Source organism: Sphingobacterium multivorum, assembly GCF_900457465.1.
GTDB classification, from domain to species: domain Bacteria; phylum Bacteroidota; class Bacteroidia; order Sphingobacteriales; family Sphingobacteriaceae; genus Sphingobacterium; species Sphingobacterium multivorum.
Genome location: NZ_UAUU01000002.1, coordinates 323,290 through 344,358 on the forward strand (window position 1 = coordinate 323,290; position 21,069 = coordinate 344,358).

At 39.3% G+C, this 21,069-nt stretch carries 18 protein-coding genes and 1 pseudogene; 9 read left to right on the forward strand and 10 right to left on the reverse strand.

The genetic code is table 11. The features are described from left to right. Positions 1-50: 50 nt before the first annotated feature. From DTA23_RS01580 to DTA23_RS01610, 6 genes are all read left to right on the forward strand, one after another. Complete coding sequence (locus DTA23_RS01580; protein WP_112373643.1) at positions 51-1,037, forward strand: PASTA domain-containing protein; 987 nt, start codon at positions 51-53, stop codon at positions 1,035-1,037. Between the two features lie 194 nt (positions 1,038-1,231). Next, positions 1,232-2,272, forward strand: a complete 1,041-nt coding sequence (gene mltG, locus DTA23_RS01590; protein ID WP_112373644.1) for an endolytic transglycosylase MltG — start codon at positions 1,232-1,234, stop codon at positions 2,270-2,272. After that, a complete protein-coding gene (locus tag DTA23_RS01595) occupies positions 2,272-2,679 on the forward strand; it encodes an acyl-CoA thioesterase (RefSeq protein ID WP_070564999.1) in 408 nt (135 codons plus the stop codon). The genes mltG and DTA23_RS01595 overlap by 1 nt, the downstream gene beginning before the upstream one ends. A gap of 1 nt (position 2,680) precedes the next feature. Next, on the forward strand, positions 2,681-3,646 hold the full coding sequence (locus tag DTA23_RS01600) for a YihY/virulence factor BrkB family protein (RefSeq protein ID WP_070564997.1): 966 nt from the start codon (positions 2,681-2,683) through the stop codon (positions 3,644-3,646). Positions 3,647-3,870: 224 nt separating this feature from the next. Beyond that, on the forward strand, positions 3,871-5,802 hold the full coding sequence (rpsA, locus tag DTA23_RS01605) for a 30S ribosomal protein S1 (protein ID WP_070564994.1): 1,932 nt from the start codon (positions 3,871-3,873) through the stop codon (positions 5,800-5,802). Between the two features lie 100 nt (positions 5,803-5,902). Next, positions 5,903-6,742, forward strand: coding sequence for a sulfurtransferase (locus DTA23_RS01610; protein WP_112373645.1), 840 nt, complete (start codon positions 5,903-5,905; stop codon positions 6,740-6,742). 1 nt (position 6,743) lies between these two features. Here DTA23_RS01610 and DTA23_RS01615 read toward each other — a convergent pair whose 3' ends face one another. From DTA23_RS01615 to gyrB, 4 genes and pseudogenes are all read right to left on the reverse strand, one after another. Next, a complete protein-coding gene (locus DTA23_RS01615) occupies positions 6,744-8,645 on the reverse strand; it encodes a RecQ family ATP-dependent DNA helicase (RefSeq protein WP_112373646.1) in 1,902 nt (633 codons plus the stop codon). Further along, positions 8,642-10,726, reverse strand: a complete 2,085-nt coding sequence (locus DTA23_RS01620; RefSeq protein WP_112373647.1) for a ComEC/Rec2 family competence protein — start codon at positions 10,724-10,726, stop codon at positions 8,642-8,644. Before DTA23_RS01620 ends, DTA23_RS01615 begins: the two co-directional genes overlap by 4 nt. Further along, positions 10,723-12,702: a ComEA family DNA-binding protein gene (locus DTA23_RS01625; RefSeq protein ID WP_172462290.1), complete on the reverse strand. Its 1,980-nt coding sequence runs from the start codon at positions 12,700-12,702 to the stop codon at positions 10,723-10,725. Before DTA23_RS01625 ends, DTA23_RS01620 begins: the two co-directional genes overlap by 4 nt. A 216-nt stretch (positions 12,703-12,918) precedes the next feature. After that, positions 12,919-14,878: pseudogene (gene gyrB, locus DTA23_RS01630) on the reverse strand (DNA topoisomerase (ATP-hydrolyzing) subunit B). 191 nt (positions 14,879-15,069) lie between these two features. Between gyrB and DTA23_RS01635 the strand changes: the two are divergent. After that, a complete protein-coding gene (locus tag DTA23_RS01635) occupies positions 15,070-15,687 on the forward strand; it encodes an OmpH/Skp family outer membrane protein (RefSeq protein WP_088160428.1) in 618 nt (205 codons plus the stop codon). Between the two features lie 88 nt (positions 15,688-15,775). Then, positions 15,776-16,681, forward strand: a complete 906-nt coding sequence (locus tag DTA23_RS01640) for a magnesium transporter CorA family protein (protein ID WP_046673980.1) — start codon at positions 15,776-15,778, stop codon at positions 16,679-16,681. Here DTA23_RS01640 and tsaB read toward each other — a convergent pair. The 5 genes from tsaB to mscL form a co-directional block, all read right to left on the reverse strand. Then, a complete protein-coding gene (tsaB, locus tag DTA23_RS01645) occupies positions 16,676-17,383 on the reverse strand; it encodes a tRNA (adenosine(37)-N6)-threonylcarbamoyltransferase complex dimerization subunit type 1 TsaB (RefSeq protein ID WP_112374038.1) in 708 nt (235 codons plus the stop codon). The genes DTA23_RS01640 and tsaB overlap by 6 nt on opposite strands. A gap of 14 nt (positions 17,384-17,397) precedes the next feature. After that, a complete protein-coding gene (gene yidD, locus DTA23_RS01650; protein ID WP_083295891.1) occupies positions 17,398-17,652 on the reverse strand; it encodes a membrane protein insertion efficiency factor YidD in 255 nt (84 codons plus the stop codon). Beyond that, positions 17,615-18,031 (reverse strand): ribonuclease P protein component, encoded by a 417-nt coding sequence (locus DTA23_RS01655; protein ID WP_070564971.1) that lies wholly within the window; start codon positions 18,029-18,031, stop codon positions 17,615-17,617. Before DTA23_RS01655 ends, yidD begins: the two co-directional genes overlap by 38 nt. Before the next feature lie 60 nt (positions 18,032-18,091). Continuing rightward, positions 18,092-18,250: a 50S ribosomal protein L34 gene (gene rpmH / locus DTA23_RS01660; protein ID WP_075991291.1), complete on the reverse strand. Its 159-nt coding sequence runs from the start codon at positions 18,248-18,250 to the stop codon at positions 18,092-18,094. Between the two features lie 239 nt (positions 18,251-18,489). Further along, positions 18,490-18,897, reverse strand: coding sequence for a large-conductance mechanosensitive channel protein MscL (gene mscL / locus DTA23_RS01665; RefSeq protein ID WP_046673978.1), 408 nt, complete (start codon positions 18,895-18,897; stop codon positions 18,490-18,492). Between the two features lie 277 nt (positions 18,898-19,174). Here mscL and DTA23_RS01670 point away from each other — a divergent pair, with 277 nt between their 5' ends. Beyond that, positions 19,175-19,816 (forward strand): response regulator transcription factor, encoded by a 642-nt coding sequence (locus DTA23_RS01670; protein WP_112373649.1) that lies wholly within the window; start codon positions 19,175-19,177, stop codon positions 19,814-19,816. A gap of 29 nt (positions 19,817-19,845) precedes the next feature. On the opposite strand, the gene DTA23_RS01675 is transcribed toward DTA23_RS01670, so the two are convergent. Next, on the reverse strand, positions 19,846-20,988 hold the full coding sequence (locus DTA23_RS01675) for a sugar phosphate isomerase/epimerase family protein (RefSeq protein ID WP_070564965.1): 1,143 nt from the start codon (positions 20,986-20,988) through the stop codon (positions 19,846-19,848). Between the last annotated feature and the right edge of the window lie 81 nt (positions 20,989-21,069).

A 21,069-nucleotide genomic window follows, 5' to 3' on the forward strand; every position in this document is an offset into this window, starting at 1 on the left:
GCTTTAATATTGCGGTTCTATGCAGAATTAATTTTTATCAAAACAGAGAAATGTCCAAAGTCGTACAATATCTTCAGACCCCCACTTTTAGGAAAAATCTTATTGCCGCTCTTATCGCGATAGTATGTTTATTCCTTTTCGTTTATGTTGGACTGAAAATATATACCAAACATGATGAATCTATAGCCGTTCCAAAAGTGAAAGGCCTTCATATCAGTGCTGCCATCCAGGCGCTGGAAGACGCGGGGCTGGAATATCAAATTGACTCCGTCTACCAGATGGACGCCAAACCAGGAATGGTCATCGAGCAGGATCCCGAACAAGGATTTCATGTAAAATCGGGGCGGACTATTTATTTGACCATTATCACACAAGTTGCACCTGAAGTTGCCTTTCCGAATATAAAGGATAAAACATTGATCGAAGCAACGGCTATTTTGAAAAACCATAACCTTAGAATCGGAGACACTTCTTATGTCGCCGATATCGCTAGGGACATCGTATTGGATGCTCAATTTGCTGGACAATCAATCCGTAACGGGCGCATGATTCCTAAGGGTTCACGTATAGATCTAGTTTTGGGAAATGGACTCGGTGCTAATGAAGTGGAAATACCCAACTTAATTGGTCTTCCATTAAACGAAGCGAAGTTTGCCCTATCTGGAGCTGGTCTAGGCCTAGGCACAGTGACTTATGATCCCAATGTAACGGATACAGCCACCGCAGTAATCAGTGTACAATCACCAGGAATAGAAAAAGGCTTAACCAGCTTAGGGGCTAAAATAGACATAACGCTCTCATTGACGGCACCAACAACAACTACAGGTGCTCCAGCTGGAGGTACGCCAACTCCTAAACCACAGGCAAACCAAACACAGGTTACTCCGCCAGCAGCAAAAGCTCCGGTTCAGTCTAAGCCCGTTGCTCCAGCGAAAAGTACCACAACAAATACGCCAGCAGCTAAATCGACAACAACAAATCCAACTGCAGGGCAGAAAAAAGAAAAAGAAAGTAAAGGGAATAGTCTTGGCTTTTAAGTGTATTGACTTAAAAATGAAGCTGCATGGCATAATCTCCATTATGATGGATTAGCGTTTGTTGCAGATTCAGGAATTGTATAAAATATAAAGATGAAACCGATCCATATCTGGGCGATTTCATCAACCATTGACCGCTAAAGGCTGTATGAATGCCCTTAATAGCGAACAACAAATGAATAAAAAATTTTAGCATGGAAAATAAAAAAGGAATACCAAGTTGGTTAAAAATCATTGCCCTGATCGTTATCGTTGTCGGAGGTTATTTTGCTTGGACATTTTATAAAGCATTTTATGCTTCCAATGTATCGGGAGAGAAAAAATACCTGTACATACACGAGGGCGAAAAATATGAAGATGTATTGAAATCAATCAAGGATTCAAATCTTGTGGATGACATCGCTTCCTTTGAGCGTGCCGCACAATATAAAAAATATGAGCAAAGTGTAAAACCCGGACGTTATCTGTTAAACCCTGGTATGAACAATAGACGCTTAGTTGGCAATTTGATTGGTGGCTACCAAGAACCTGTAAAATTCAGATTTTCCAATGTGCGACTGAAAGAGAATATGGCCGCACTCCTTGGTAAAAGTTTTGAGGCAGATTCTGCAGAATTTATCGCGGTACTAAATGATGAGGCTACAGCACAGAAATATGGATTTACAAAAGAAAATCTGATTGCTATATTTATCCCCAATACCTACGAAATTTATTGGAACACCAATCCCGAAAAAGTAATTGCTCGTTTTGATGATGAATGGAAAAAGTTTTGGAATGCAGATCGCACGGCAAAAGCAAAAGCGCTTAACCTGACACCGCAACAAGTCAGTACATTGGCTTCTATTGTCAAAGGTGAAGCCTTACACCAGGATGAAATGCCCATGATCGCCGGATTATATTTAAACCGCCTCAAAAAAGGCATGTTATTGCAAGCTGATCCTACCGTGATCTTTGCCAACAACGACTTTACCATTAGAAGGGTATTGAATAAGCACCTTAGAACAGACAATCCTTACAATACTTACATCTATAGGGGCTTGCCTCCAGGTCCTATTTCAATTCCAAGTATTGCTGCAATTGATGCGGTCTTAAACTTTAAGCAACATGATTATATTTACATGTGTGCTAAAGATGATTTTTCGGGCTATCATAATTTTGCAAAAACAGAGGCTGAGCATTTGATCAATGCACGTAAATTTCAACAGGCATTGGACGCCAGAAATATTAAAAAATAATGTTTGTATTTGACCATCAGATTCGTGTCCGCTATGCAGAAACAGACCAAATGGGTTATGTTTATTATGGAAATTATGCTGCATTTTACGAAATAGCGCGGACTGAAATGCTGCGGAGCACGGGGATATCGTATAAGGAGCTGGAAGAAATGGGGGTCATGCTCCCCGTTACGGAGATGAAAACAAAATACCTGAAACCGGGCAAATACGATGATTTGATCACAATACGGGTAACAATCCGCCAGAAACCTGCCGTCCGTATTATTTTTGAATATGAACTGTTCAATGAAAGCGGAGAACTACTCAACCAGGGTGAGACAACTTTGGTCTTTGTCAACATGGAAAAAAATAGACCTTGTATGCCGCCACAGGTTTTCTTGGATAAGATGAGTAACTATTTTAATTGATATGGGGAAAATCCACCAATGGCTATTAAATATTGAACCTTATTTTAGATTAATCGAATGGAGTAAACGTGTCGTATTACCTGGCTTTGGCTCGCTACCACTCTATACTGTGGCCGTATTTTTCTTTCAGGAGCTATCGAGAGATTCCATTGTCAGCAAGGCTTCTTCCCTTTCCTATAGCTTTTTATTGGCCATTTTTCCGGGTATCATTTTTTTATTTACATTGATCCCTTATATTCCGATCAATAATTTTCAGGAACAGTTGCTGGACTTTCTGGCCGTGGTTATTCCCAAAAATGCTTTTTTGGTTGTTGAAACGACTTTGGAGGATATTATTAAAAACCAAAATGGTGGATTACTTTCTTTCGGTTTTTTATTTGCGGCCTATTTTGCAACCAATGGTATGGCCTCTCTGATGAATGCCTTCAATAAGGCTTCCCTCATGACGGAAAGAAGGCCATGGGTCAGAAAACGTTTGCTAGCCTTAGCCTTGGCTTTCCTAATTATTTTTGCGTTAACAGTTGGGATGACAATATTTACCCTAGCTGGCATTACCATAGACTACCTCAAGGAAACAACAGGTATAAAGTCGAGCTTCTGGGCCATTCTACTTAAAGTAGCCCGATGGTTGATAATATTTGCTATTTACTTTTTCACGGTAAGCTGTATTTACAAATTTGGTCCTTCCAACTCCAATAAATGGAAACTCTTCAGTCCCGGAGCTTCTATGGCTACCATTTTAGCGATATTGACGTTTTCCATATTTACCTTTTATATAAATCATTTTGGTGCATATAACAAACTCTATGGATCCATCGGGACACTGATCGTCATTATGCTCTGGATTTACCTGAATACGCTTATTTTATTATTGGGCTATGAGCTTAATGCAGCAATAGCGCTGTCTAAACAAACCATTGTTATTGCCAAACCACGCATTTTCAACTCTTTTAAGAGAGACGAATAGGTGTATAAAATTATTTAAAGCTTCATTTACCCCGTCAGGTTGGCAACAAATGAACGGTAGAAGACGCTAAACGAGCGTTCGAACAGGCAGCTTTACATGTCTAAAGCAAAAGGCCTGTATAACTGAAAGTCTTTCAATAAAATAAGAAAAATAAAATTTTGCATTTAAAGTTTTTTTGTACCTTTGCAACTCCTACAAAGTAGGAAAAAGGAGAAAATTAATTAATGGCAAAAAAACAAGAAGCAGAAAAAGAATTAGCAGCGAAAAACGCAGAGCTACAAGGTGCTGACACTAAAGTAGTGAAAGACACTGAAAAAATTGAATCAGAAGCTGATTCAAACTTAATCGACGAAATCAAATCAAACACTTGGATCACACCAGAAGGTGAATTTGACTGGGATGCAAATGATAAAGGTTTCGGAAATTATAGCGAAGCTGAACGCGCTAAACTTGAAGCACAATACGCAGATACTTTCAACCAAGTTAACCAAGGTGAAATTATTGAAGGTACTGTAGTTTCTATCAACAACAAAGACGTAGTCTTAAATGTTGGTTTCAAATCTGACGGTTTAGTTTCTTTATCAGAATTCCGTGACTTACCAGAATTACAAGTTGGTGACAAAGTTGACGTATTCGTTGAATCTCAAGAAGATGCTAACGGTCAATTAGTACTTTCTCGCAAACGTGCTAAAACTCAAAAATCTTGGGAAGCTATCAATGAGGCATTAGAAAATGATGCAATCATTACTGGTTTCGTTAAGAGCCGTACTAAAGGTGGTCTTATCGTTGATATCAAAGGTGTTGAAGCATTCTTACCTGGATCTCAAATCGATATCAAACCTATCCGTGACTACGATGTATACGTAGGTAAAACAATGGAATTCAAAGTTGTGAAAATCAACCACGAATTCAAAAACGTTGTCGTATCACACAAAGTATTAATTGAAAACGATTTAGAAAACCAAAAATCTGAAATCGTTGCTAAATTAGAAAAAGGTCAAGTATTAGAAGGAACAGTTAAAAATATCACTGATTTCGGTGTGTTCATCGATTTAGGTGGTGTTGACGGTTTATTGCATATCACAGACATCTCTTGGGGTCGTATCGAGCATCCAAAAGAAGTTTTATCGTTAGATCAAACAATCAACGTTGTTGTATTAGACTTTGATGACGAGAAAAAACGTATCGCTTTAGGCTTGAAACAATTATCTGAGCATCCTTGGGAATCTTTAGATACTGCATTAGAAGTTGGTTCTAAAGTTAAAGGTAAAATCGTAACAGTTGCTGATTACGGTGCTTTCTTAGAAATCATCCCTGGTGTTGAAGGTTTGATCCACGTTTCTGAAATGTCTTGGTCACAAAACTTACGTTCTCCACAAGAGTTCTTGAAAGTTGGTGATGAGATCGAAGCGCAAATCTTAACGTTAGATCGCGATGAGCGTAAAATGAGCTTAGGTATCAAACAATTGACTCCAGATCCTTGGAAAAATATCACTGAGCGTTACCCTGTAGGTTCTAAACAAACAGCTGTTGTTAAAAACATGACTAACTTCGGTGTATTTGTTGAATTGGAAGAAGGTATCGATGGTTTGATCCACATCTCTGATTTATCTTGGTCTAAAAAAATCAACCACCCTAACGAATTCACTAAAGTTGGTGAAACATTAGACGTAGTTGTTTTAGAATTGGATGAAGAAAACCGTAAATTATCTTTAGGTCACAAACAATTGGAAGAAAACCCTTGGGATACTTTCGAAACGATCTTTACTGAAGGTTCTATCCACGAAGGTACTGTGATCAAAGTTGGTGACAAAGGTGATATCGTAGCTTTACAATATGGTGTTGAAGGTTTCTGTCCTTCTAAACACTCTGTTAAAGAAGACGGTTCTTCATTGAAAGTTGATGAAGTTACTTCATTCAAAATCATCGAGTTCAACAAAGAGAACAAACGTTTGGTAATTTCTCACTCTCGTATCTGGGAAGAAGAGAAAGAAGAAGCTCGCAAAGAAGAGTCTAACAGCCGTAAAAAAGACGCTAAAGCTGAGTCTTCAGCTGTGAAAAAAGTAAAAGATTCTGTTGAGAAATCTACTTTAGGCGACTTAGACGTATTAGCTCAATTGAAAGAGCAAATGGAAAATGATAAAAACGCTAAGTAATTAGCGATTTCAATCCATAAAAAGCGGCTGTTCCAAAAGAACAGCCGCTTTGCTTTTATAGGGATGCTTTTGTAATTTTGTAGCAATAAACTTTATTGTTATGTCATTCAAATCAGCCTTAATCAACCCCACCGAACTTCTGGAATCATTGGGACAGCATACAGACATTGTCCTCCTTGATTGCACCATCGACAAAGTTGGCCAATCCATCAAGGACGCCAAGTTCGAAGTACTACCGCATTCTCAATTTTTTGACATCGAAGGGAAACTTTCGGATTCTACTTCTAAATTACCACATACCCTTGTATCGGCAGAAGTATTCGAACGGGAAATGCAACGCCTAGGAATCAATCAGGATAGTACCGTCGTGTTATATGACAGATGGGGTGTTTATTCAAGCCCAAGGGCATGGTGGATGTTTAAGGTCATGGGTTTTGAGCAGGTATTTATTTTAAATGGTGGCGTCCCCGCTTGGAAAAAAAGTAAATTACCCCTCGTAGACCAGTATGCAGCTGCTGTAAAACCCGGTAACTTTAAAGCCCAATTTCAAGCCAACCATTATGCTGACAAAGAATATATCTTAACACATTATCGGGATGCTCAAGTGAATATTTTTGACGCCAGAAGTAAAGGTCGATTTAGCGGTTTAGTCGCTGAACCCCGAAAAGGCCTTCATGGTGGGCATATCCCCCATTCCAAAAACCTCCCTTTCGAAGAATTATTTGATGGAATCGTTTATAAACCCCTTGATGAATTGAAACAGCAATTTGATCATTTTAATACTACCGGAAATGAATATGTATTCTCCTGTGGATCGGGTATCACGGCCTCAATCTTAGCATTTGCTTCTCATCTTGTTGGTCACGAGCAAATCCGCGTATACGATGGCTCTTGGTCAGAATGGGGTCGCGAAGAGCTCAATCTACCCATCGAAAAATAGTTTAAAACAAGGTATTCCAAGAGTAGAGATTATCCTCCAAGCGGATTTTTTCCGCATCCAGGAGATCGCGGATAATCTCTATTCTTTTCTTTTCTGTACCTATCGTCAAACTAGCCACCAAATCGTGAATGTTTTTAGCGCCAGCGAGCAAACTACTTTTGATTTCTGCTTTTATATCTGCGCGCTGCTTTTTCTGATGATTACGGATCAGACACAAATCGCATACTTCACAGAACCCCGCATTTTTTTCTCCAAAATATAACAACAGCGACTGACTGCGGCAATTGCTACGTTCAATATAACCGATCATGCCATTGACTTCTTCTTCTTTCACCTGATGGCGATCGCGAATAAAAATATGATCGATATGCAGGTGTTTGTAATCGACGCGGTTCTGCAAAAAGGTCAATTGTGGCGCATCTGTAGAAGGCAGATAACTCGCTATTTCCAATGACTCTAACGACTTCAATAGCTCGACAACACGATCATAAGGCAGACCCAACTTACGTGCAAATTCGTATTCATTAATGAGGATATAGTTTTCAAATACACCACCATAGCTGCGTAAAATAGCCTTAATGAGCTTATCATATTTTACATACTGCACCTGAACTTTATACAATTCGGCGCTATCAATTTCAAATTTAAACCGTGAGGGGATTGTGACAGCTTCGGACAAAACCAACCAAGTGTCCCGCTCCAGAAACTTCAGCGCATTCATAACAGGAACCAATGGCAGCTGATATTTTTTGGCAAAAGCAACAACATCAAAATCTACAGTCACTCCTTCTCCAGCACCATAGGGAATCTGAAAATGATTACACAGGTAATGATAGGTCTGTTGAATAAATGGAATATCAGGGAAGCTAGCTTGCAAATTATCGACAAGCTTCTGCTCATCTGTCTTTTGATAAAGAATAACGGGATAGGCCTTCTTGCCATCTCTTCCTGCCCTACCGGCTTCTTGATAATAGGCCTCCAGTGAATCGGGCAAATCGAGGTGAATCACAAAACGCACATCAGGTTTATCAATTCCCATCCCAAACGCATTGGTAGCTACAATAACGCGAACAACATTTGTCATCCACCCTTGCTGTTTCTGATCCCGTTCCTGCCCCGAAAGTCCGGCATGGTAATAATCTGCCGAAATGCCGTTATTGACCAAAATACGGGCTATCTCCTGCGTTTCTCGCCGGTTTCTGACATAGACAATACCGGATCCACCCAACTTATGTATAATCCGGACCATACGTCCCATCTTATCCTCTTCTTCAATGGCCATATACGCCAAATTGTCCCGGAGAAAGCTTTTGACAAATACATTTTCTTTCGGAAAGCTCAGTTTCTGTTGTATATCGCTGATGACACGCTCCGTTGCGGTCGCTGTAAGGGCCAGAAAAGGCACCTTGGGATGCAGTTCCCGTAATTTAGCAAGTTCTAAATAGGGCGGTCTAAAATCATATCCCCATTGAGAAATACAATGTGCTTCGTCTATCGCAAATAGATTTACATTCATAAATCGTATGCGCTCCCTTACTACATCATTGTACAATCTTTCAGGAGAAAGATAGAGAAATTTTATTTGCCCATAGACGCAATTATCCAAGGTAATATCCACCTCCCTCTTCCGCATTCCAGCATATATTGCGACCGCCTGAATTCCATTTTTTTTCAAATGTTCAACCTGGTCTTTCATCAATGCGATAAGCGGTGTAACGACAATACAAATCCCTTCTCGCATCAAGGCAGGTACTTGAAAACAGATCGACTTCCCTCCGCCAGTTGGCAACAAAGCCAAAGTATCTTTACCTGAAATGACCGATTGAATAATTTCTTCCTGCAGGGGTCTAAATGAATCGAATCCCCAGTATTGCCTTAAGATTGATATACTATCTTGCGTCATAAATTCTCCTTATCCCAAACATACGCAAAATTATCTTTCATGAGATAATTCTGTATCCCCAAACTATCTAACGTACGTTGTATATGCTTGGATTTTTCCTGTGAATTGGATCCATCCAGTATAACAAGTTTTGGTCTAATTTGCCTCAATAATCGGGGTAAACCATTTAATAAATTTTTCCTAACGATAACGAGGTCAGCATGTGGCATAGTTTCTACGGCATGGCACAGAATAGCGATTTTACCCAAGGGGAGCGTAACAAGATAGTTTTTACGCTCCTGGCCATGCAAAGCCACAAACTGAACTTCTTCTTTCGTCAATAATTGAATTTCTCTTCCACATGCATATTGCAAGCCCCGGGCTTGCAAAGAATCAAATGTGCTGTAAATGATACCGCGCCCACCTTTGAAATAACCGATCGTCAACTCTTGTTTCGTATTATAGACCCGAAATCGTTCTGCATCTTTATTTTCTAAGCGTTTTTGCACAGTGATCAATAGCATTCCAATTGCACAGCATCCCCCTAACCAAACGTATTTTTTATCTTTCCACTGAAAAGCATATAAACAAGAAAACAGTGCAAAATAGGTCAAAAATAGGAGTTCAAGCCCCATAGGATCAACTTTTATTGTTGAAAAAGCCCAACGGTCAATACATTTCAAACCGTATAAGATGAAAGCAATGAGATGCTCCAAGAGCAAACCCATTAAATCGTTAATCCCCTCCATTGGATTAATTGTCATGATAAAACCGAGATACATCGCTAGGGTTGAAGGAAAATCGACTAATAAGTTGGCTACCAGAAAATAAGTTGGGAATTGCCCAAAATAATAAAGGCTCAGTGGTGTCGTCAGTATTTGCGCAGCAACGGAAACAGCCAATGTATCTCTCAAAAGCCGTAATATCGGTCTTTTGACCGGAAGGAATGCTTCGACAAGCGGCGAGCATATCGTCATACCCAAAACAGCTAAAAAGGACAGCTGAAAACCCACATCAGCAACCGCCCTTGGAACGACCAGCAGAATCAACACTGCGGCAATAATAAGCGAATTGAGCGTTGAAAAGCCTCGTTTAAAATGCTGTGCACAGAGTACAAAACTAATCATAATAGCCGCCCGCGTAATGGGCGGATCAAGCCCTGCAATAAAAGCATATATCCAGATCATACTCCATAATAAAATTAGGGGCAGCCATCTGAGATAGGAAGGCCAGGCAATTCGTTTGAAAATAAGGGATAAAAACCCGAATAAAACAGCAACATGCATTCCCGATACACTTAACACATGTATCGTTCCCGTATTGGTGAAGGCCTGTATGCTTTCGGCACTGATATCGCTCCGCGAACCATATAATAAAGCTGACACAATAGCAAAGTTCTCATCCCCTTTAATATGGGGTCGAAGCTTGAGCAAAAAATATCTTCTCATTTGTAAAGCGAGCGCAATCAACGAAAAAGTCGTTGTTTCTTGCCGGCTGATCAGCTTGTACTGACCAGAGACTGCGAAAAGTTCATGGTAGACATGCTGCCTTTTCAAATACGCCCTATAATCAAACTCCATTGGATTGAATGGCGGAGCTATTTCCCGGGGCTGACCTTTTAACCACAATAGGTCACCAAACTGCAGCGTATTCTTCTGGCTGGATTTTAGGGATAACATGAGTCTACCTGTCGTTTCTATAAATTCACCTTTTTGGTAAGCCCCTATTATCTCTGCCGAAAACCGAATGATACCCCGCTTCACTTTGGGCTCTTCAATAATTTTGACCACATAACGATCTGTCATTATATGGGAGAAATGACCGATTGCAACCAAAGGGTCCTCGCGCCAAAATTGGAAGATCCCAAATAATACAATAGATACATAATACCCGCAGGTATACCCGTATTTGCGAATTGTACCATTAAAAAAATAACTAATTATCGTTAACAGAGTCATCACAACCAATACCTGCTGTATATATTGAAAAATAGGGCGCGAAATCGGTATTTTAGGAGCGAAAAGAAGTGTCGCAATATATAAAATAGCTATTTTAAGAATTGGCAGCCGCTCTAATCTTTGTGTAAAACTTAGCTCTTTCATAACTGCCACCGCAACTGTACCTTAACCTCGGATTTTCTATTGCCCTCAATTTGGTCTAATCCAGTCCCGATATGCTCTCGTCGCGGATAATAATAGACCCCATATTTGGTCCATACCTGAAGATGGCGACTTAATCGATACTGTAGGTTGAAATACATTCTCCATCCCCTTGTATTGTACATTCCAAACCCAGAGGCATATAATACGTCTCGCTCATAAGCATAGATCCGATTGTCATAACTTGCCGCTTCGAAATACGCAATCCGCATATTCGACTGCAATTTTCCAGTGGTAGACTTCCAAAGTATATCCTGATAATACATATATCCGAAACTATTTTCCTGATACTCTTTTTGGAATAAATTGGCTTCTACCCGGGAGCGAATAGTCCATATTGAACTTAGGCGGTATTGAAATTCTATCCTGAACTGCTGTTTGCCGGTATTCACAAGCCCATGCTCGGTTTGCCCCTCTCCCTGGTAGTTCACTTGTTTCAATCGGTTGCGATAGCGCAACGAAAGTTGGCCTTTTTTGTACCACATGTAACTCAGCTGGCTAAAGAAATCGGCGCCTGTAGATAACGTATCAGCCTGATACTTTGCTCCTGGAAAACGAAATACATCGGCATAATTCGACCAGAGCAATTTTCTTCCCAGTTGATAGGTAAGTCCGCAATAAACACCCTGTTCGTTGGAGCTGTTATCCGATTCACCAAATCCTTGTCCATAAAAAGTATGAAAATTCTTCTTGTAGTCCCGAAGCAATATAACCGATGATAAACGTGGATGTAAACTTATGATAGCTCCTGTCAATAATGCTGAACCGCCATCGATACTATTGGCATATTCACCAAATAAATACGTGTTTCGAATCGTATAGTTTACATATAAACTTATATTTCGGAGCAAATCACCTTCAAAGTCCGCCTCTTGCTGTATAGCATTGCCTTTTGTTTTAAAGGCATTCAATTGAGTCTGATTGAAATGAATACCCATTTTGATCCGTTTATAGCGCCACAATAGATTCAGTCCATAGGCTAGTTGCGATGCGGCATGACGGTATTGCTGTTCGGTTGCTGTCCGATGCAGTCCGGTACTCGCGATTGTTGAAATCGTAGCAGGAGAAGCGATACGGTTAACTTTTCCATCAATGGATCGATAGGAGATATAGGGTGTAACCTCAAATTGACCGATCTGTAGTGTCCCGGCAATGCCCCGCATAAAATTTGCCTCATTTAAGGAAGTATATGACTTTACTCCAATCCCTTGTCTTGCTGTATGCTGTACCAATCCCCCTTTTCCAAAATTCAAACCGTTCCACATACTGAGCCCTTGTCCGAATTGCAAAGCATAGTCGCCGATTACGATATTCCTGAAACGGCCAAAATGCTTTATCGATACACTTAGGCTATAGAAATCAAATCCCATTTTTTGTTTATCCCTAAAAAAGGGCTCCCCGGCATCTTTCTCCATATTGACCGCTAATTGAACCACAGCGTTCAATTGGGCTCTATACCTAAAAGCATAGCGATTGGCATCGCCGAGATAATGGGATTTCGTCGTATCGACAATACGGTACCCTTTTGCTTTTTCGAGTGTCCGGGCATATCGTACCGTAAATTCCTGTTTAAAATTTCTCGATTTCAGGGTTTCAAGAGGAGATCCGGGGCCTACCCTCACAAAAGGTAACAGTAAACTGATTACACGCTCATTAAATCCTTCAATAGACTGTAGTTCAAGCACGTCAATAAAATTTCCTGAAATGGTCCTATGCTCCAGTAGACGCTCGATCAATAAAGGGTCCAAAAACTGTAATTCTGTGAGTTCTCTTCCATCCGTTTTGTTGAGATCGATCGGGTGTTTGAGATAATGATACCACTTTTCAGTGAATTCACTCAAATCAGCATCTGCTGCGAGCTCATCCGATAAGCTTTCAAATAAATCTTGGAGATCGATTTTTTCATTTGTTTGCGCCAAACAGGTTATTCCAATAAAACAACCTATAAAGAGCAAAATTTTGCTACAATATTTCATAATAGGTTTTAATTAATATTGGCTAAATGCTAGGCGATGAACCCTTTATCCCGGCAGAAAAACGATTCACTCCTATGAAATTAGGAAATATAAAAGAATAAAAAAAGCCTGATGAAAAAATTTCATCAAGCTTTTTCTATTCTTTTATGATCAGATCAATTAAATATCAATTTTCGCATAACGTGCATTTTTCTCGATAAATTCACGACGCGGGGCAACTTCGTCACCCATCAACATCGAGAAGATACGGTCACATTCAGCTGCATTTTCAATTGTCACCTGTCTTAAGGTACGCGTTTCAGGATTCATGGTTGTATCCCATAACTGCTCAGCATTCATCTCTCCAAGACCTTTATAACGTTGTACGTGTACACTATCTTCTTTACCTGATCCTTTCAAACGTTGAATCGCATTGATACGTTGGTCTTCATTCCAAGCGTACTCATGCTCTTTCCCTTTTTTTCACCAAGTATAGCGGCGGTGTAGCGATATATACATATCCTCTTTCGATCAATTCCTTCATGTATCTGAAATAGAATGTCAGGATCAAAGTTGTAATGTGGGACCCATCCACATCGGCATCGGTCATGATGATGATGCGGTGATAACGTAACTTTTCAAGATTCAGCGCCTTAGCATCTTCGGCTGTACCCACACTGACGCCTAAAGCTGTAAACATGTTTTTGATCTCCTCATTTTCGTAGATCTTATGTTCCATTGCTTTTTCGACGTTCAGGATCTTACCACGTAAAGGCATGATCGCCTGATGTTTTCTATCACGACCAGACTTGGCAGTACCACCCGCAGAATCCCCCTCGACAAAATAGATCTCACATTTTGTAGGATCATTGTCTTGGCAATCGGCCAATTTACCAGGAAGTCCGGAGCCTCCCATAACGGTTTTACGTTGTACCAAATCACGGGCTTTACGTGCAGCAGCACGTGCTTGAGCCGCAATGACAACCTTTTGAACGATAGATTTTGCCTCACGTGGATTTTCTTCCAGATAAACGCCTAAGATCTCACCTACGGCAACATCTACAGCCCCCATGACTTCAGAGTTACCTAATTTCGTTTTGGTTTGCCCTTCGAATTGAGGTTCTGCAACCTTCACTGAAATTACTGCTGTCAATCCCTCACGGAAGTCATCACCTGTAATTTCTACTTTTAAGTTCTTAAGCAAACCTGACTTGTCCGCATACGCTTTCAAGGTACGAGTCAAACCACGACGGAAACCTGCAACATGTGAGCCACCTTCAATCGTATTGATGTTATTCACATATGAATGGACATTCTCCGAATAGGTATCGTTATACTGTAAAGCCAGTTCAACAGGGATACCTTGTTTTACGCCTTCAACATAAATTGGTTCTGGAATCAACGACTGACGGTTACCATCCAAAAACTTCACAAACTCTTTCAGACCGCCCTCTGAATAGAATGTCTCTTTCTTTTCAGAACCGTCTTCATTTGCTTCACGCTCATCATTCAACGTCAAACTCACACCTTTATTTAAAAAGGCAAGTTCACGAAGACGATTGGCCAATGTATCGTAATTATAAACCGTTGTCTGCGTGAAAATCGTCGCATCTGGATGGAATGTTACAATAGTACCCGTCTTATCCGAAACACCAACTTCCTTCACATCATATAAGGGTTTACCTATTTGGTATTCTTGCTGGAAAATCTTTCCATCGCGATGAACCTCGGCCTTCAAAAGAGTAGACAGCGCATTCACACAGGAAACACCGACACCGTGCAGACCACCAGAAACCTTGTATGTATCTTTATCAAATTTACCTCCGGCGTGCAATACGGTCATTACAAGCTCTAGAGCTGATTTATTCTCTTTTTTGTTGATGCCTGTAGGGATACCACGACCGTTATCCCGGACAGAAATCGAATTATCTTTATGGATAGTAACGAAGATATCTGTACAATATCCCGCTACAGCTTCATCGATTGAATTGTCAACTACCTCGTATACCAAATGGTGCAATCCTTTTACACCGGTGTCACCAATATACATGGATGGACGCTTACGAACCGCCTCTAAACCCTCTAATACCTGAATATTATCGGCCGAATAGGTGGATGCATTTTTATTTTCTTCGCTCATTGAAAACCTCTTAAATGTAATATTCAAAAATACGAAATTTTGGCCGATTTATCAAGTCCGTGAACAAGTATTGAACCTATATTCCGAATTATAATACATAGGATAATTTTACTTTTTTATTACTAAAAACTAGAATTTCGATTTTTTTATGTTAGGTTTGTTTTCAGTAATAATTTGCAAATAACAAAAAAATGAACACTATATTTTCAATTGTATCGAAAGTTTCCTTTGGCCTTTTATTGGTTGGAACTATTGCATCATGTAACCAAGGTGCAAAAACAACAAACGAACCTGCAAAAAATGATTCCAATACGGTAAGCAAGGAGAGCCAGGGAAGTAACAAAGATAAAATCGTCTATTTAAACTCGGATTCACTTTCTGAAAAATATCAATATTTTAAGGACATTAAATCAAAGCTTGAAAACAAAGTAAAGAAAGCACAAACGGATCTGCAATCTAAAAGCACTGCATTCCAACGGGAAGTTGCCGAATATCAAAAAAATGCAGCTACAATGTCTGCCCCTGATAGACAAGCTACTGAACAAAAACTAGCACGTAAACAAGATGAGCTTGCACGTTTAGATCAAACAGCTTCTTCCTCTATTGCAAAAGACGAGTCTGAAGAATTCAACAATGTTTATAATAAAATTACCGAATTCCTGAAAAAACATGCTGCAGAAAATGGCTACAAACTGGTGCTGACCTATTCAAAAAGCAACCCAACTGTATTGTATGCTGACCCATCTCTGGAAATCACGAATGAGGTAATCAAACAGTTAAACGAAGAATATAAATCTTCAAACAAATAGAAGGTTATAATAATTTAGGAAAGCCATCAACTGAGTTGATGGCTTTTTTTATTTTCTTTCTTATCTTGTCCTTACTAAAATTGGATTTATGGTCAGAACGATTGTTGAAAAAGAAATCGCAAACTACGAATGGATAGATATAGCTGAGCCAACTTCAGAAGACTTCGCCTTCATCAAAGAGCGCTTCAATTTGAATGAAGCTTCGATCAAGGATTCCAAAGAACCAGAACATCTACCTAAAATTGAAGAATTTGAGAATTATACTTTTGTCATTCTTCGTGTCATGTCGGACAATTTCAAAGAAAATTCAGACAGTATCGGAGAAATCACCGATCGCCTGACCATCTTCTATGGAAGTGATTTTGTGATTACGGTGCACAAACGTCGCATCGAGTTTTTAGAAAAACTTAAAAATATTGAATTCACGTCCATCAAGACAAAAAATAGCCGTAAACTGGCTGTATTTATCACGACTGCAGCTGTATTTACCTTTAGCCAAACGTTAGAGCAACTTTCCACACGAATCGATGCTTACGAAGAATTGATATTCCTCAAACGCATGAAACAACAGCCGATACTGAAAAATCTTTATTTTATCAAAAGGCAGATTGATGTTGCGCGAAAGGTCATCTTTCTCTACAGGGAGGTCGTCGAGCATTTTCATTCTTCGTCAAAAAAAGATGTCTATACCCGGGATTTAAAAGATCTGCAGGTCCGGACATCAACCTTGTACGAAAACTTATCGGAAAATGTAGCTCAACTGCTTAATGTGTATTTCAACATCTCATCTAATCACACCAATGAGATTATGCGTATCCTGACAATTTTCTCCGTATTTTTTATGCCCATCACTTTTGTGGCAGGAATTTATGGAATGAATTTCAAAAATATGCCCGAACTTGAATGGTACTATGGATATCCAGTAGCCATGGGGATCATGGTGGCCATATCCCTTGCCATTTATCTGTGGTTCAAAAGAAAAGGTTGGCTATGATAAGCCAACCTTTTTCTTTGCCGTAGTAACCAAAAAATCTTTAAGATAGAATGGCTCGAAATAAGCAACATCCTCAAACTCTTTCCGCTGAAATTTATCAAAGGCCAACGTCGACAGAAAAGCCGCGGAACCATCAAATCCGCTCAATACATTGACTCGATCCGTTACGTTGAACAAATCTTCAAATTTATCGGCACCCGAACCAAATAAATGGACACGATTGTAGTTCAGCAATAATTCATTGAAATAATCGAAATCGATAATTTCTGCTGATGTTGCTTTCACTAATGCAGCATTATGGTCATAAACAGCCGTATACACTTCCATACGACGGGCATCGATCATGGGAAGATAAGCATCACCTGCTGTTAAACCAAATTGCTCCTTATACCCTAGAAACAAAGCTTCTAACGTATTAATAGCGATTAAAGGTATATCTAACGCATAACAGAGACCTTTGGCCGTAGATACCCCTATACGTAAACCTGTATAAGAGCCCGGTCCCATGCTCACCGCCACAGCACTTAAATCCCGCATCGTTCGGTTTGTCTGCTTAAGGACTTCCGCGATCAAAATAGTCAATTTAGCCGCATGAGCATTAGGTTCAACGAGATCAAGAACCTGTAACGTTTGACCATTTTCACTCAAAGCAACCGAGCAAATCGTGGTTGAAGTATCAATTTGTAAAATTAAATTATTCATCGTCATTATAGAAATCAAGGTACAGGATCATGCCCGTGGCCGCCCCAGGGATTGCAACGTGCAATTCGTTTCAAAGCCATCCACCCACCTTTGAAAGGACCATATTTCAGAATCGCTTCCTTACCGTACTGAGAACAGGTAGGTGTATATCTACAATTAGCGCCTAAAAACGGTGAGATAAAAACTTGGTAAAAACGAATAATAGCCAAGAAAATAAAACTAAACAAGGGTCTAATCCCCTTTTTCCAAATAAACTTCAGCACATTCATCCTGCAATTTTTTCAGCATTTTATTCATTGCGGTGCTAAACACATCATACGCTAAGATCTGCTTGCCTACATATTGAATAGCTAGATACAAAGTTACATTATGTTTCAACAAAAACGGAATCAAATCATTCGATTTTTGTAAACGGTAACTCTCACGCATCATTCGTTTAATCGAATTGCGATCAACTGCTCTTTTGAACCTACGTTTGGATACGGAAATAATAGACTGACTGGAGGGAATATCGTCAGCCTCATTGTTTTTCTCGAAGATAAAAACAATTCTAAATGGATACAAGACAAAAGAAGAACCGCTTTTAAAAAGCGTATCAATACGCCTTTTCGCACATAACCGTTCTTCTTTTGTAAATGTATTTTTCATACGATGACTTAATCTTATTAGAAAAAGCTCTTATAAGCGGCCACCGATACTTGTCAAAGATTAACCTTTGTGACGGTATTCGTCAGACACTGTAAGACGTTTTCTACCTTTAGCTCTACGTGAAGCTAATACTCTTCTACCGTTTGCAGAGCTCATGCGCTCTCTAAAACCGTGTTTGTTTCTTCTTTTTCTTTGCGATGGCTGAAATGTTCTTTTCATGACGCTATTATGCTAATTTGTTCTTACTTCAATTAATACAAAACTCCCCAAGAGGAATGCAAAAGTAAAGTTTATTTTAGACAAAAACAAACAATATTACGAACATTTAAAGTTAATGTAAAACGGATAAGCTAATTTATTCAGCTACAGCTTCAAAAAACAATTTTTCAACTACCGTAAAATAAAAATCAGCACAGTTTGACTGTGCTGATTTTTATAAATGAAGTATAAACCCTGCCCTATTTATTTTTCAGAATATCTCTGATCTCAGTCAAAAGCGTTTCTTCTTTTGTCGGTGCTGCAGGGGCCGCCGGAGCTGCTTCCTCTTTACGTTTCAATGAATTTAAAGCCTTAATAACACAAAAAATACAGAATGCTACAATTAAAAATTGAATAACCACATTAATAAAGTTTCCATAATTAATAGATACTTCAGCTTGTTTAGTCGCTTCATCAGCAGCTTTCAAAATCAATTTTTTGGATGAAAAATCAACACCCCCAGTTAAATAACCAATGGGTGGCATGATAATATCATCAACCAATGAGGTAACAATTTTACCAAAAGCTCCACCAATGACAACACCGACAGCTAGATCTACTACGCTGCCGCGCATTGCAAACTCTTTAAACTCTTTTAAAAATCCCATATTTAAATTTTTTAGTCCATGAATTATGACAAAACTAATAATTGTCACATAAATCTAATTAAAATATGCTAATCTTTTATCGTTAAACTCATATTGTGCTATATTTTCTAACCCATATCCTATTTTATAAAAAGACATGTACCCCGCACCCCACTAATTTTTATTAACTTTAATTTCTTATATTTGCCCGTTAACTAGTAAAATATCAAGATATATTGTATCTTGTTAGTACTTTATTTCATACAGTAATTAAAGCCCAGCATCAGATAGCATATCTATGAAAAAGATTCTTATAGCAGACGACCACGGCATTGTACGATTAGGAGCCTCCGTTATTATTAAAGAAACTCTTCAAAAAGCAGAAATATTCCAAGCTGAAACCTTTGACGAGGTTCTTGACAAAATAAAGGTAGAGGATTTCGACCTATTATTATTGGACATTAATATGCCGGGAGGAAATAATATACGTGTCGTTGAGGAAATCCTTCAAATTCGGCCAAGCATTAAAATTTTGATTTTCTCATCTTATGACGAATCACTTTATGCTTTACGTTATATCGAAGCCGGAGCAGTAGGCTACCTCAACAAAACAACAGCTATGGCTGAACTTTCCAATGCTATTTTGGCTATTCAGGATAGAGGAAAGTATATGTCGAGCAACGTACAGGACCTATACATTCAGAAATTGACGCAGAGTAAGTCTGAGCTGACAAAACTAAATCCGTTGGCACGTTTGTCAAATAGAGAGGTGGACGTTGCTAAACAATTGATAAAGGGACTGGGGATTATTGAAGTATCTAGCTTGTTGGACTTAAGCCCTTCAACAGTGAGCACGTATAAAAGCAGAATCTTTGAAAAACTCAATGTTTCTAATATTCCTGAACTTATCGAACTGTTCAGAATACACTCCAACAACTAGTCATTTTGTTGGAGTGTATTTTTATCATACTAAATTAACTCATCCATCGTAACAACAGGAACATCTTTTACGTTCAGATCTTTTAAAGGTTGAGATTTCTTATAAGAATACCCCACCTCTGCTTCTAAATCCCATAACATCGGTGCCAAAAAGTTAAGACAGGTTGTAAAACCTTGAACCGTTGCAGAAAAATCACCCGTGTCTTTCGAGTTTTTAGCTTCATTTTCGATCTCAAAGGGACCACTGAAACCACGCTCTTGCAATAAGTCAACAAACCCGCGCCAATCCATACTGTCAGATCCGCCAAAGCCTGGCAACATAGCTTCGTAATGATGTCTATCCCAGTCGTGGCCCGGTATACTTACATTCGCTTTTTTAGCCAATTCGGCGTCAACATGCTGCATGGGATACATCCCGCCCCAATCAATACGTGCAGCAGTCTGTAGATTACGCGTAGTCTTCACATGTATACGTTGTAAGCGCGTGATGTCCGTATTACGAATAACGTCTATTGGGTTTGTATTTTGCCAGACATCATGTGAAGGATCATAGATCTCACCATGAGCCTTACTTGGTATCATCGCATACATTAATTTACGAGCAGCAAGCACTGCTGGAAGATTGTTATAGGTAGAGCTATAACGTGATGAGCGCCATCCTTCCATTGGGCAGTTCTCATAAAGGATCGTTACACCTAAACTCTCTGCGTAATTAACAATGGGCGCAAATACACGCTTGTATTCTTCAAGATTTTTCTGAAATCCATCAATTTGATTGCCCAATTCATGATTGTAGCCCACAAATGTCCCTACCTTAACGTTATTTGCATCACCTCCCAGCAAATGTGCAATACGGATCAATTTCAATAAATGATTTTGATTCTTCACTCGTTGCTCAGGATCTCCGCCAATCATATTTTCAAAAGCACCAAGCGAAAGTTTTAAATCAGCCTGATTGAACAGCTCAATGATTTCCCTCGCTTTTGCAGGAGTAAAATCATCATAATCCAAATGCGTTGCGGTATGATCTTCACGGGTACCATCTTTTCTAAACACACAAAGGTCTATCCCCCCTGCTCCGATTCTTTTGGTCGTCTGAATCAACTCTGGTAAGGATAATTTATCAAATGCAGAACTCATTACCCATACAGGGTTATTTAATTTTGTCGTCATAGCTTGTATAATTGTCTTATTTCGGTATTTAAAGATACTAAAAAAGCCATCCGATTGGATGGCTTTTTGTTATTTTATGGT

Coding starts and splice junctions, on each gene's coding strand:
- DTA23_RS01675 (WP_070564965.1), bottom strand. CDS start 20,988: ATGACGACAAAATTAAATAACCCTGTATGGGTAATGAGTTCTGCATTT.
- DTA23_RS01600 (WP_070564997.1), top strand. CDS start 2,681: ATGGGGAAAATCCACCAATGGCTATTAAATATTGAACCTTATTTTAGA.
- DTA23_RS01580 (WP_112373643.1), top strand. CDS start 51: ATGTCCAAAGTCGTACAATATCTTCAGACCCCCACTTTTAGGAAAAAT.
- mltG (WP_112373644.1), top strand. CDS start 1,232: ATGGAAAATAAAAAAGGAATACCAAGTTGGTTAAAAATCATTGCCCTG.
- DTA23_RS01610 (WP_112373645.1), top strand. CDS start 5,903: ATGTCATTCAAATCAGCCTTAATCAACCCCACCGAACTTCTGGAATCA.
- mscL (WP_046673978.1), bottom strand. CDS start 18,897: ATGGGATTTTTAAAAGAGTTTAAAGAGTTTGCAATGCGCGGCAGCGTA.
- DTA23_RS01620 (WP_112373647.1), bottom strand. CDS start 10,726: ATGAAAGAGCTAAGTTTTACACAAAGATTAGAGCGGCTGCCAATTCTT.
- DTA23_RS01615 (WP_112373646.1), bottom strand. CDS start 8,645: ATGACGCAAGATAGTATATCAATCTTAAGGCAATACTGGGGATTCGAT.
- DTA23_RS01640 (WP_046673980.1), top strand. CDS start 15,776: ATGGTCAGAACGATTGTTGAAAAAGAAATCGCAAACTACGAATGGATA.
- rpmH (WP_075991291.1), bottom strand. CDS start 18,250: ATGAAAAGAACATTTCAGCCATCGCAAAGAAAAAGAAGAAACAAACAC.
- rpsA (WP_070564994.1), top strand. CDS start 3,871: ATGGCAAAAAAACAAGAAGCAGAAAAAGAATTAGCAGCGAAAAACGCA.
- DTA23_RS01595 (WP_070564999.1), top strand. CDS start 2,272: ATGTTTGTATTTGACCATCAGATTCGTGTCCGCTATGCAGAAACAGAC.
- DTA23_RS01670 (WP_112373649.1), top strand. CDS start 19,175: ATGAAAAAGATTCTTATAGCAGACGACCACGGCATTGTACGATTAGGA.
- DTA23_RS01635 (WP_088160428.1), top strand. CDS start 15,070: ATGAACACTATATTTTCAATTGTATCGAAAGTTTCCTTTGGCCTTTTA.
- yidD (WP_083295891.1), bottom strand. CDS start 17,652: ATGAATGTGCTGAAGTTTATTTGGAAAAAGGGGATTAGACCCTTGTTT.
- tsaB (WP_112374038.1), bottom strand. CDS start 17,383: ATGAATAATTTAATTTTACAAATTGATACTTCAACCACGATTTGCTCG.
- DTA23_RS01655 (WP_070564971.1), bottom strand. CDS start 18,031: ATGAAAAATACATTTACAAAAGAAGAACGGTTATGTGCGAAAAGGCGT.